The organism is bacterium (assembly GCA_035703895.1).
In the GTDB taxonomy this organism is placed as follows: Bacteria; Sysuimicrobiota; Sysuimicrobiia; order Sysuimicrobiales; family Segetimicrobiaceae; genus Segetimicrobium.
Window position 1 is genome coordinate 1 of the sequence record DASSXJ010000316.1, and the last position, 11,916, is coordinate 11,916.

14 protein-coding genes are annotated in these 11,916 nt (G+C 67.5%); 12 read left to right on the forward strand and 2 right to left on the reverse strand.

Annotation, left to right across the window (positions count from 1 at the left end; all coding sequences use genetic code 11):
• A partial coding sequence (locus VFP86_20755) for a sigma-70 family RNA polymerase sigma factor (protein ID HET9002078.1) occupies positions 1 to 483 on the forward strand: 483 nt, incomplete at its 5' end.
• A 23-nt stretch (positions 484 to 506) separates the two neighbouring features.
• On the opposite strand, the gene VFP86_20760 is transcribed toward VFP86_20755, so the two are convergent.
• On the reverse strand, positions 507 to 1,064 hold the full coding sequence (locus tag VFP86_20760) for a gamma carbonic anhydrase family protein (protein HET9002079.1): 558 nt from the start codon (positions 1,062 to 1,064) through the stop codon (positions 507 to 509).
• Positions 1,065 to 1,233: 169 nt separating this feature from the next.
• Here VFP86_20760 and VFP86_20765 point away from each other — a divergent pair, with 169 nt between their 5' ends.
• The 3 genes from VFP86_20765 (at position 1,234) to VFP86_20775 (ending at position 4,554) form a co-directional block, all read left to right on the forward strand.
• Positions 1,234 to 2,046 (forward strand): serine protease, encoded by an 813-nt coding sequence (locus VFP86_20765; GenBank protein ID HET9002080.1) that lies wholly within the window; start codon positions 1,234 to 1,236, stop codon positions 2,044 to 2,046.
• 83 nt (positions 2,047 to 2,129) lie between these two features.
• Positions 2,130 to 3,713 (forward strand): benzoate-CoA ligase family protein, encoded by a 1,584-nt coding sequence (locus VFP86_20770; protein ID HET9002081.1) that lies wholly within the window; start codon positions 2,130 to 2,132, stop codon positions 3,711 to 3,713.
• Positions 3,714 to 3,774: 61 nt separating this feature from the next.
• Positions 3,775 to 4,554, forward strand: coding sequence for an enoyl-CoA hydratase-related protein (locus tag VFP86_20775; GenBank protein HET9002082.1), 780 nt, complete (start codon positions 3,775 to 3,777; stop codon positions 4,552 to 4,554).
• Here the strand turns inward: VFP86_20775 and VFP86_20780 are convergent.
• A complete protein-coding gene (locus tag VFP86_20780) occupies positions 4,452 to 5,393 on the reverse strand; it encodes a PaaX family transcriptional regulator C-terminal domain-containing protein (GenBank protein ID HET9002083.1) in 942 nt (313 codons plus the stop codon). The genes VFP86_20775 and VFP86_20780 overlap by 103 nt on opposite strands.
• A gap of 108 nt (positions 5,394 to 5,501) precedes the next feature.
• On the opposite strand from VFP86_20780, the gene VFP86_20785 reads away from it, so the two are divergent.
• The 8 genes from VFP86_20785 to VFP86_20820 form a co-directional block, all read left to right on the forward strand.
• Positions 5,502 to 6,434 (forward strand): Phenylacetic acid catabolic protein, encoded by a 933-nt coding sequence (locus tag VFP86_20785; GenBank protein ID HET9002084.1) that lies wholly within the window; start codon positions 5,502 to 5,504, stop codon positions 6,432 to 6,434.
• 2 nt (positions 6,435 to 6,436) lie between these two features.
• Positions 6,437 to 6,787 (forward strand): metal-sulfur cluster assembly factor, encoded by a 351-nt coding sequence (locus tag VFP86_20790; protein ID HET9002085.1) that lies wholly within the window; start codon positions 6,437 to 6,439, stop codon positions 6,785 to 6,787.
• Positions 6,788 to 6,797: 10 nt separating this feature from the next.
• On the forward strand, positions 6,798 to 7,025 hold the full coding sequence (locus VFP86_20795; GenBank protein HET9002086.1) for a hypothetical protein: 228 nt from the start codon (positions 6,798 to 6,800) through the stop codon (positions 7,023 to 7,025).
• Positions 7,022 to 7,795, forward strand: a complete 774-nt coding sequence (locus VFP86_20800; GenBank protein ID HET9002087.1) for a Phenylacetic acid catabolic protein — start codon at positions 7,022 to 7,024, stop codon at positions 7,793 to 7,795. The genes VFP86_20795 and VFP86_20800 overlap by 4 nt, the downstream gene beginning before the upstream one ends.
• A gap of 184 nt (positions 7,796 to 7,979) precedes the next feature.
• Positions 7,980 to 8,900: a CoA-transferase gene (locus VFP86_20805; protein HET9002088.1), complete on the forward strand. Its 921-nt coding sequence runs from the start codon at positions 7,980 to 7,982 to the stop codon at positions 8,898 to 8,900.
• Between the two features lie 14 nt (positions 8,901 to 8,914).
• On the forward strand, positions 8,915 to 9,679 hold the full coding sequence (locus tag VFP86_20810) for a CoA-transferase (protein HET9002089.1): 765 nt from the start codon (positions 8,915 to 8,917) through the stop codon (positions 9,677 to 9,679).
• A 27-nt stretch (positions 9,680 to 9,706) separates the two neighbouring features.
• On the forward strand, positions 9,707 to 11,161 hold the full coding sequence (locus VFP86_20815; GenBank protein HET9002090.1) for an aldehyde dehydrogenase family protein: 1,455 nt from the start codon (positions 9,707 to 9,709) through the stop codon (positions 11,159 to 11,161).
• 639 nt (positions 11,162 to 11,800) lie between these two features.
• The coding region (locus VFP86_20820; protein HET9002091.1) for a type II secretion system protein at positions 11,801 to 11,916 on the forward strand (116 nt) is incomplete at its 3' end.

Consider the following 11,916-nt stretch of genomic DNA (forward strand, 5'->3'; position numbering starts at 1 on the left):
TGGGTGCGGAAGCTCTACGGGGAACTGACCGATGCCGTCGCGGAATTGCGGCAGACCCTGGGCCGGACCCCGACGCTCGGCGAGATCGCCGCGCGGATGAACCTCACCGAGAGCGGCGTCCTCGAGATCCTCCGCGCGCACAATCGGTCTCGCGTCCACTCCATCAGCGACCTCGTGGAACGTCAAGAGGTCCGCCGCGACGTGATCGCCCACCAGCGATACGTGTCCTTCCAGTTGCCGGTCGAGGACCGCATCGTGCTCCTCAAGGCAGTGGAACGCCTGGCCGACCTCCAACGGAAGGTGGTCTATTATCTGTTCTATCAGGATCTCACGCAGAGCGAGGTGGCCAAGCGCCTGGGCGTGTCCCAACGGCACGTCTCCCGCGTGCTCGCCGCCGCGCGGGAACGGTTGGGCACGCATCTGGAGTCGAACGAGGACGAGAAGCCGGTCGACGGCGCCGTGGAGGACGCCAGAGAGCCGTGAAGACGTCGGACGGATCTGCCCAGCTAACCGGAGATCGGTCCCTCGGCAGCGTCCCGCATCCGGCGTTCGCGATCCTGCGCGCCTTTGTACCGGCGGGAGAGCCCGACATACGCGCCGGCCGCCCGGGCGATCCACTCGACCGAGGTCCCCGAGAGGAGCTTCCGCACCCGGCATGGAGCGCCGGCGGCTACGGTTTTCGGCGGGATCTGGGTTCCGTCGGTCACGACGCTGCCGGCGGCGACGAGCGCTTCCTCGCCCACCACAGCCTCGTGGAGGATCACCGCGTTCATGCCGATGAGCGCCCCACGCCGGACGGTGCACCCTTCGAGGACGGCCCCATGGCCGATTGTGACGCCATCTTCGACGATGGTGGGGATCCGATCGGTGGTGTGCAGCACCGCGTTGTCCTGAACGTTCGCCCGCGCGCCCACCTCGATGCGGCCGACGTCCCCGCGGAGGACGGCGCCGAACCAGACGCTGGCCTCTTCCCCGATGGTCACGTCGCCGATCACGGTCGCCGTCGGGGCGACGAACGCCGTCGGCGCGATCCGGGGAACCCGGCCTTCGTACGCCACAATCATCGTGCTTCCCTCCCTTTTGCCGGCCTCAATGCCGCGGGGTCCCTTCGACGGTGCATGCGCATCCTCCTGATCACACGCATCGGGCGGAGCCGAGAGCGGACTGAAATGGGCATATACGGATTTTGGTGACGCTCATCCCCGGGACCGCCCGGAGCTTAGGGGGAACTCGATGGTGATCGGCCTGAACCGGACGCCCCGCTCGCCGTGGCTCGCTGTCGCGGCCGCGCGCCTTACGGGGATGGCGGTCGCGATCATCGTCGCGCTGTCGGCCGGCGCGCCGCTGCGCGCGTTGGGTGAAGACGTCAATCCCTCCGACAGCGTCTTCGAACTCTTCACCTACACGAAAGAGGGCAAGGGCGTCGCCCGGGGGACCGCGTTCTTCATCGACCCCGGCGGCCTGGCGCTCACGAACAGCCACGTCGTCTATCGTGTGCAGCATGATCCCGACCACTACGTGCTCCTGGCCGTGATCGGCCGGGAGTTCTATGGGGTGAACATCGTCTGCGCGAGCCCGCTCGGTGTGGATCCGTTCGAGGTCTCGAAAGGCCCGGTCGCCCGCGATATCGCGGAGATCCGCCTCGTGGCGCCGACCGTCGAGTTTTCCCTGTGGGGGATTTTGCCCGGGGGCGGGCCCCGCATCCTCGCACGCGCCCACACCGGACCCCTCCCGGTGTTTCCGGCGCTGAGCTTCGCTGACGCCCCCCTGGAGCAAGGGCAGATCCGCGTGATCGGATACGGGCGGAGCTCGCAACCCACGGAGAAAACGGTCGCTACGGGCACCGTCACTCGCACCGCGGTCGCGAAGGACGGGACCCCCGTGTTCGAGATCCAGGCCGGCGAGCGGCCGGAGCGCGGCAGCAGTGGTTCCCCGGTCCTCGATGATCAGAATCGCGTCGTCGGGATGTATACGTGGAACGACCTCGATAATACCGCGACCGGCATCGCGATCAGCAGCGCCGCGCTTTCCCACGTTTGTCCGTAATCGACCCGCCGCCTCATCGCGCTCACGCGCTCGGTGCGCGCTGAGAGGAGAGTGACGCGAGGGAGGCGAAAGCCGGGGGCGCGATGACCGCGTCCGTCGACGTCCCCGAGACGTTCAACGTCTCCACCGCATTTCTCGACCGGAACCTCGAGCAGGGACGGGGCGACCGCATCGCCATCTACGCCGGCGACGAACAGATCACATATCGCTCCCTGCTGGCGCAGGTGAACCGGGCCGGCAATGCCCTCCGCGCCCTCGGGGTCCGCCCGGAGGAGCGCGTGTTCCTGCTGATGCTCGACTCCCCGGACCTGGCGTCCCTGTTCTGGGGGGTGATCCGGATCGGTGCGGTGGCGGTACCCACGAACACGGCGCTCAAATCCCACGACTACGCGTACATGCTCCGAGACAGCCGCGCGGCGGTGTTGGTGGTCAGCGAGGAGCTCCTCCCGACCGTGGAGCCCGTCTTGAAGAACCTCCCCGCGCTGCGCCATGTCATCGTGGCCGGGGGCTCGGGCGCCGCCCCTGGACGCCACGCGCTGCGCGCGCTCTTAGACACGGCCGATCCCACGCTGGATCCCGCCCCGACGCATCGCGACGAACCCGCGTTCTGGCTGTGGAGCAGCGGGAGCACGGGGCCCCCCAAGGGAGCGATTCATCGCCATCTCAACATGGTGTGCACCGCGGATCTGTACGCGCAGACCGTGCTCGGGATTCGAGAGGACGATGTCTGCCTCTCAGTCGCCAAGCTCTACTTCGCGTACGGACTGGGAAACGCGCTGTACTTCCCGTTCCGAGTCGGCGCCGCGACGGTGCTCTACCCCGGGCGCTTCGAGCCTCGCCGGTACTTCGATTTAATCCACCGGTACCGGCCGACCCTGTTCTTCTCGGCGCCCACCGCGTACGCCGCAATGCTGGCTCAAGAGGGACCGGCCGACCTCGGTGCGGTACGGCTGTGCATCTCCGCGGGCGAACCCCTGCCGGCGGCGCTGTTCACCCGGTGGAACGAGCGGTTCGGCGTGGAGATCCTCGACGGCATCGGGTCGACCGAGGTGCTGCACATCTATATCAGCAACCGGCAGGGCCGCGTCCGGCCCGGGAGCAGCGGTGAGGCCGTCCCCGGGTACGCGGTTCGGATCGTCGACGAGGAGGGCCGCGACGTGCCTCGGGGGGAGATCGGGGATCTCCTCGTCGGCGGAGACAGCCTCGCCGCCGGATACTGGAACAAGCACGATCGGACCAAGCAGGCGTTTCGCGGCGCGTGGTTCTTTAGCGGCGACAAGTACTACCAGGATCCCGATGGATTCTACATGTACTGCGGCCGCTCAGACGACATGCTGAAGGCCGGCGGACAGTGGGTGTCTCCCGCCGAGGTCGAGGCGACGTTGATCCAACACGCGGCGGTGCTGGAGTGCGGGGTCGTCGGCAAAGGCGACCGCGATGGGCTGCTCAAGCCGTACGCGTTCGTCGTACTCAAGCCGGGACAGCCCGCCAGCGAGGCGCTCGCCCAGGAACTGCAGACGTTCGTGCGCGACAAGATCGCCGCCTACAAGTATCCTCGGTGGATCGAGTTCGTGCCCGAACTTCCCAAGACGGCGACGGGAAAGATCCAACGGTTTCTCCTACGGGAACGGTTGGCCGCCGAGCCCCAGCAGACCTCGACCCGTTGACGAGGGGGACCCGGTACCCGGCCACGCGCAGCCCGCACCGGTCGCACGGAGGTGATATTCAATGGGAGACATGATCAGCCTTGAGCGGCAGGGGGCGGTGGGCCAGATCTCGCTCCACCGGGCCCCGGCGAACGCCTACAACCGGCAGTTTGCCGACGAACTGGACGCCGCGGTGGAGGCCGCCCGGACCGACGATGGGATCCAGGCCGTCGTCGTGACGAGCACTGTGCCGCGCTTCTTTTCCGCGGGCGCGGACATCAAGTTCTTCCAGGCCTCGACCCTGCCGGAAAAAGAGACGTTCATCCTCCACATGCACGAGGTGCTCCGCAAGATCGAGCTGACCCCCAAGGTGTTCATCGCCGCGATCAACGGGCACTGCCTCGGCGGCGGGATGGAAATCGCACTCGCGTGCGACCTGCGATTCGCCGCCGCGGGGAAGCACGGGCTCGGGCAGCCGGAGATCACCCTTGGGATTCTGCCGGGCAACGGCGGCACGCAGCGGCTGCCCCGCCTGGTCGGGAAGAGCCGGGCCCTCGACCTGATGATTACGGGCCGCACGGTCTCGCCCGATGAAGCGCTCGGGATCGGCCTTGTCGATCGAGTGTTCCCCGCGGAGGAGCTCGCAGCCAAGACGCGCGAATACGCGGAGGGCCTCACCAAGAGCGCGACCATGGCGGTCGGACTCATCAAACTGACGGTAACGCGCGGCATGGAATTGCCGCTCGACGGCGGGCTGGCCTACGAGCGGGAGGCGCTCTTCCGGACGTTCGCCTCCGACGACGCCGCGGAAGGGGTGAACGCGTTCCTGGAGAAGCGGCCGCCGGTCTTTAAAGGGCGATAGATGTTGCGACTCTCTCGCGCTCGCGGCGGCGGGTCGAACGAGGCCGCGAAGAAGCGCCCCGCCGGTGCCTCCAACAGCCGGTAGGCGTCGCGGAACGACCGGGCCGCCTCCCGGCCCGGCCAGGCGGGTGGGAGTAGGGCGTCGGGAAGGCCTGGGTCCACGAAGAGAAACTTCCGATACTCGTGCACGAGACGGATCTTTTCGGCGAAGCAGACCGCATCGGAGATCGCGCCGCGGCGGAGCCTGAGCCGGAGCGACGCCACGCGCCGCCGGGTCGTCGCCGTAAATGCCCGGTACCGGGCCGCGACGGCGTCGAGGTTCCAGCACCTGCCCACCAGGGCGCGATCCTGCTCGGGTCCCAGCAGGGCCGCCTCGAAGATCGCGACGTTGCCGTCCAACCCATGCGCGCGGGAGAGTTCCGCGAGTTCGGCGGCGAGGTTCCGGGGCGTGAGCCACGTGCCGCGCGAGAGCGCCCCGAGGCCCAGCCAGGTCAATTCCCGCCGCAGGCGGTCGCGAAGGGGGCGCCGCCCTTCGGAAATCGTATACGTCAGAAGCCGCCATCGTCCGTCCCACGGTTCGGGCGCGAGCTGGTAGACCCGGCGGACTCCCTGCTCGACCCGCCACGCGCCCTGGGGGGTGAGCGAGTAGAAGGCGCGCCGACCGACCCGGCGCGTCCTGAGCCACCCCTGACGCGTCATCCGCGCCATGGCCGCGCGGACCGCGCGCGAGGTGAACCCCAAGGGCCCCATCAGGTGAATCAGGCTTCCCATCCCGATCTCCCCACCGTGGGGCCGGATGGTGTCGCCGTAGACCGTAAACAGGAGCGACCGTGCGCGCATCGGCGTATCCCGGCGTTGACGCCTCCTGTGGCTCAGCCGTATAATAATTATACACGCATTTTCACCCGTACGTGAAAAAACCGTGTCATATCGGAGGACGGGGACGCGATGGCGACGGTGACGAGCGACCAGCTGACCGAACGCATCGGACAAGGACATATCGTCGAATCGCCCGAGGAGATGTCCGACGATTACCGGCACACCCTGATTCACATCTTGACCGTCTCCGCGGACACGGAACTGATCAGCGCCCCGAGCTACTACACGGCGGCCAAGGACAGCCCTTCGATGAACAACCTCATCTCGGCGCTGGCGATCATCCAGGATGAGCTGAGCCATGCGCACATCGGCTACCGGATCCTCCAGGATCTCGGCGTCGACACGGAAGCGCTGATCTATGACCGCGACCCCAAGAAGTTCAAGCATCCCTACGCGTTCGACGTGCCGCTGCGGTCCTGGATCGAACTGATCGTGGCGAACGCGTTCTACGACCGGGCCGGGTACGTGCTCCTGGGGGACGTCTACCGCAACTGCAGCTACGGGCCCTGGCGCCGCGGCCTGGCCAAGGTCGACAAGGAGGAAAACTTCCACCTCCGGCACGGCGAGAACGGGATGCGCCGGCTCGCCCCCTCCCACCGGGCGGAGCTCCAGGCGGCGATCGACTGGATGTTCCCGATGACCGTGGAGTGGTTCGGGCTGCCGGATTCCCTCAAGACGCACGGGAAGCAAATCGGCTACCGTTTGAAGGGCAGCACGAACGATCAGCTCCGCCAGACCTGGCTCGGCACGGCGGTCCCGCTGTGCGAGAGCCTCGGATTTCGTGTGCCCGCGCATCGCGACCAGGCCACCGGCAGCTACGTGCTGGAGTACCCCCTCCCGGTCGATTTCGACGAGGGCGAGCGCCGGTGGCTGATGGACCGGCCGATCACCTGGGACGACGTCCTGGTTCGGTGGAAGCGGCGGGGCCCCGGCAACACGATGTTCGTCGAGATGCTGCAGCGGGGCCGCCGGCAGATGCGAGAGCTGGTGGGGCTGCATTGACGATGCCCGCGGCCGATGGTCGCGCGGCGGCGCCGCCAGACGGGGTGACGCCCGACGCCGTATGGGCCGCCCTCGCGGAGGTCATGGATCCTGAGTGGCCGGTGAGCATCGTGGATATGGGACTCGTGTACGGGGTTGCGGTCGATGAGGGCGCGGTCACGCTGACCCTCACCTTCACCGCGACCGCCTGTCCATGTATGGAGATGATCCGGGACGACATCCGCGCGCGCCTCCACCGGGTCCCGGGCGTCCGGGACGTGCGGATCGTGGTGTCTTGGGACCCGCCGTGGACGAAGGACCGGCTGACGGAGGCGGCGCGGCGGGAACTCGCCCGCTGCGGGGTTACCGTGTAGGGGAGGCGATATGCAGACCGTGGGCGGCGAGCCGGTGTACGAGGTGTTTGCCCGTCGGGTTGATGGTGAGCCTCTCCGTCATGTCGGGTGCGTCGCCGCCCCCGACGACGCACTCGCGCGCGTCTACGCGCGGAGCATCTACGATGAGGAGTCGTGGATCGAGATGTACGTGGTGCCGCGACACGCCGTCATCCCGGTCGAGTCGGTCCGCACCGAGGCCGTGGACGCGCACGCATGAGTACCCCTCTGCTCGACCGGCCGTCGGCTCTCCCCCGCGAGGCGGTCCCGCCGCTCGTGGACCTGGTCGTCGCCCTCGCTGACAACAAGCACGCGCTCGGTCTGCGCTACGGCGAGTGGTGCACCTGCGGGCCGACCATCGAGGCCGGCGTCGCCGCGACCGCGATGGCCCAGGACGAGCTGGGACACGCCCGCGTGCTGTATGGATTGCTCGAAGAGCTGCCCGGGGCGCCTCGACGCTCGGAGCACGAGTGGGCGGCGGAGGATGCGCGGACGGTCGCGCTGGTTCAGCAGCCGTTCCCCAGCTGGCTGCATCTGATCGTCGCCAACGTGCTGCTCGATCAGGCGCTCGGCTGCGTGCTCGAGACCGCCCTGGAATCGCGATACCTGCCGCTCCGGCAGCGCGCCCGCAAGCTGATCGAGGAGGAACAGTTTCATGCCATCCACGGCACGGGGTGGCTGCGCCAGCTGGGTACCGAAGGGCCGGGGGTCCGCGCGAGCCTCGAGAAGATCACAGGGGAGGCCTGGGCCGACACGCTGTGCTGGTTCGGGCCCGCATCCGGCGGCGCGCTCGCCCCGCTCGTGGGGATCGGCGTGCTCAAGGAGGCGGGGGAGGCGGTGCGGCATCGATTCTTGACGCTGGTCGGCCCGATCCTCCGCGGCGCGGGGCTCGTTGGGCCGCTGCGCTCCGATGGGAATCGCTGGGCGCTGACAGAAACGCTGCCGTGGTCGCAGTGGAATGAGTCGCACCGCCGGATGCGGCATGCCTAAGCCCGAGCCGGGGGAAAACGCACGACCCACGCCCGCCTGCCCGTTTTGCGGGTCCGACCAGACCGAGCTGATCAGCCTGTTTGGCTCAACGTCTCTGACATCGCAATACTACTGCCGCACCTGCCGGTCGGCCTTCGAGCAGGTGAAGTGGGGCACCGTTCCCCCAGGCTAGGCTCCTCAGGAGATGCGCGTGGACAAATTGATGCCGCTCGACGAGGCGGTGGCCCGGTCCGTCCGAGATGGGATGGTCATCGCCATAGGAACGGGATTGGAGTCCTGCATCCCGTTCGCGGCGGGGCACGAGATCATCCGGCAGGGCCGGCGGAACCTCACCCTCGTGGGGCCCATCTCCGACATCCTCTTTGATCAACTGATCGGCGCGGGCTGCGTGTCCAACGTGGCCGCGGCGTGGGTCGGCAACGTCGGCGCGGGAACGGCGTACAACTTCCGGCGCGCCATCGAAGAGGGGATCCCGCAGGAGCTTGCGATCGAAGACCACTCGAACCTCACGATCGCGCTGGCGGTGTCCGCCGCCGCTCAGGGGGTGCCGTACCTTCCGACCCGGACGGCGCTCGGCACCGACATCGTGCGGGATCACCCGCGGGTCCGGGAAGTGACGTGCCCATTCACGGGAGAGCCCCTGCTCGCCGTCGGCGCACTCCGGCCCGACTTGACGGTGCTGCACGTGCAGCGGTGCGACCGTCACGGGAACGCGCATCTCTGGGGCAACCTCGGTATCTCCCTCGATGCGGCGCGGGCGGCCGGGACCGTGTTGCTGACGTGCGAGGAAGTCGTGGCGGACGAGGTCATTACGAGCGACCCGAACCGGACCCTCGTGCCCGGGTTTCTGGTGAGCGCAATCGCCGCCGTGCCCTACGGCTCGCATCCGTCGCCGACGCAGGGGTACGTCAACCGGGACGACCGATTCTACGACGAGTATCATGCGGAGACGCGGACGCGCGAGGGGTTCCTGGCCTGGCTCGACCGGATGGTGCTCACGTCCGGCGGCCACGCGGGATACCTCCGCCGTCTCGGAGATGCCAGGGTCGCGGGACTGCATCCGCGCACCGCGCGGCTGGCGGTCCCCGTCAACTACGGATTCTAAATGAGGAGGACGCCGTGCTCGTGGGTGGGGTAACGCGGCGGCAGGTCATGGTGGCCGCGGCGGCCCGCGAGATCCGCGATGGGGAAGTGGTGTTCGTCGGGATGCGTCTCCCCCTGCTCGGGTTTGCCCTGGCCCGGGCGCTGCATGCCCCGCGTGCCGTCGGCCTGTTCGAGAACGGGGTCATCCGCGATACGCCTCCGTCCGCCCCCATCATCACGATGGGAGATCCGCCGAACATCGCGGGTGCTTTGGCCTGCACGACCCTCGTGGACGTGATGAGCCATTTGCAGTGGGGTCGAGTCGACGTGGGGTTTCTGGGGGGGGCCGAGGTGGACCGGTACGGCAACCTCAACACCACCTGGGCGGTCGAGGGGGAGCGGCGCATTCGCCTGCCCGGGAGCGGGGGCGCGGCCGACATCGCGGCGCTGTCGCACCGCACGGTGATTGTGATGCACCACGAGCGCCGCCGGTTCCCCGAACGAGTGCGGTATCTCACCTCGCCGGGATACGGGACCGGTCCGGCGTGGCGGGAGACCGTGGGGCTGCGGCGCGGCGGACCGTCGCGCGTGATCAGCAGCCTGGGGATCTTTGGCTTCGATCCCGCCTCCCGTGAGATGATGCTCGAGTCCGTGCATCCCGGCGTGACCGTGGAGGAGGTCAGGAGCCAGACGGGCTGGGCGGTGCGGGTGAGGCCGGATCTCGGGGTGACCCCGGAGCCGTCAAGAGATGAACTCGACGCGCTCCGGCAATTCGATCCTGATGGGTTGTGGACAGGATGATGAGATGATGATGGGAGGGACACAAGGATGCGTGAAGTGACGACGTACAAGAACTACATCGCCGGGGAATGGCGTGAGTCGTCCGGCGGCCAGTTCGAAGTGAAGAGCCCCGGGGACGGATCGTCCGTCTACCGGGCGCAGCGCTCGACCACGGATGACATCCGGGCCGCCATCGCCGCGGCCCGGGAGGCGTTCGAGACGACCGAGTGGCGGGACGATCCGAACGCGCGCACCGCGGCGCTGTTCAAATTCTCCGAGGCGGTGCGCGCCCGTCACGAGGAACTGGCGCACCTGCTCACGCGCGAGAGCGGCAAGCCCTACCCGATCAGCCGGGGCGAAGCGCTCAGGCTGGCAGAGACGACGAGCTACTTCGCCGGCCTGGCCCGGTGGATCTTCGGGCGGTCCCAGATCCCGCAGCCGAACAGCATCAGCCTGATCATGCGCGAGCCCGTCGGGGTGGTAGGAATCATCGTGCCCTGGAACGCCCCGCTCGCGCTCCTGGCGCGGGCGATTGCTCCGGCGCTCGCGGCGGGAAACGCGGTGGTCGTGAAACCCGCCTCGTACACGGCCGGCTCGACCGTCGAGCTCGGCAAAATCCTCGAGGGGATCCCGGAATTTCCCAAGGGGATCGTGAACATCGTCACCGGCCCCGGCGATCCGGTCGGTGCCGAACTGGCGCGGCACCACGATGTCGACATGGTGGCCTTTACCGGCGACACCTCGACGGGGCGCGAAGTGATGCGGCTCGCCGCCGGCAACCTCAAGAAAGTGTCGCTCGAGCTGGGCGGCAAGTCACCGACGATCGTCTTCGCCGACGCCAACATGGACCGGGCGATCCGCGGCGCGCTCAATGCCGCCTCGTTCTACAACGCCGGACAGATCTGCATCGCCGGGACGCGCGTGCTGGTCGAGACCGGCGTCCACGATGCCTTCGTCGAGCGGGTCAAGGAGATGGTCCCAAAAATGAAGGTCGGCCCGGGCTGGGAGAAGGGCGTGGAAGTGGGGCCGGTGATCTCCGAAAGCCAGCTGGAGAAAGTGACCGGGTACATCGAGCAGGGCAAGCGCGAGGCCGTGCTGGTCACCGGCGGTCACCGCCTCACGGAGGGCGCGCTCGGCAAAGGGTACTTCATCGCGCCCACCGTCTTCGACCAGATGAAGCCGGACGGCAAGATCGCGCAGGAGGAGATCTTCGGGCCGGTGATGGGCATCACGACGTTTGCGGACCTCGACGAGGCGATCAAGATCGCCAACAACACGGTCTACGGCCTGGTGGCCGCGGTGTGGACACGAGACATCAACAAGGCGATGAAGATCGCCACGCGCGTCCGCGCGGGTTCCGTCTGGGTCAACACCTTCGGCAAGATGTTCCAATCGACCGAGATGGGTGGTTTCAAGCAGTCGGGGCTCGGCCGCCAATATGGACTCGAAGGTTTGTTCGAGTACACTGAATTGAAGCACGTCAACATCCAGCTCGAGAAGTAAACGGCGGACAGCATCCACGCGCGCCACCGTGTTCAACCAATGGATATCCCGTTTTCATCCTCACGGATGTCTGGGTGAGCGTTTAAGATGGGTATCCATACTGTGCGCGACAAACGCGCCAGGGGAGATGACCGGGGAGGGGATGGGGGCGGTGGCCGTGTGGATGCTGTTCTGGAGGACTCGAGTGATGCTGGCGTTGATCGCGATGGAGCGGGGGAAGCCGTAAATGGCCTGGTTCCGGTGCCCCTGCGGGTACATGGCGGAGATCAAGCCCGTCGCCGGAGAGATTGTATCGGTGTACCATCTGCATACGGAGGCCCGGCTCGATAAGATGGCGCAGCCCTGCCGCATGGAGCAGCTTCCGGATCCCGTTCCGGAGCCCGTTCTCGTCGCGGCTGGTTCCGTACGCAGGTAACACCGGTCTAAGAGAAAAGGGCCTCGTTCGGGCGCGACCACCGTTCCGCGCCGGACGTCCCATACGCCCCGGTACGCAAGCCGCACGTCTGCCACATACAGGATTGCCCTCGACCTAGCGCCTGACCGCGGAACATTGGGATCGCACATCGGCTAATTTCCGGACCGGTCGCACTCCCACGGCAAACAGGGCATTATATAGATTGTGGAAGGGTATAAGAAGATATGTCGAAGCGCGGTTGCGTCACCTGGGAAGCCGGTAAGCAAAAAGGCTTTACCCTCGTCGAGCTCGTGGCTGTCCTGGCCATTCTCGGGATTCTCGTTGGGCTGGCCCTGCCCCG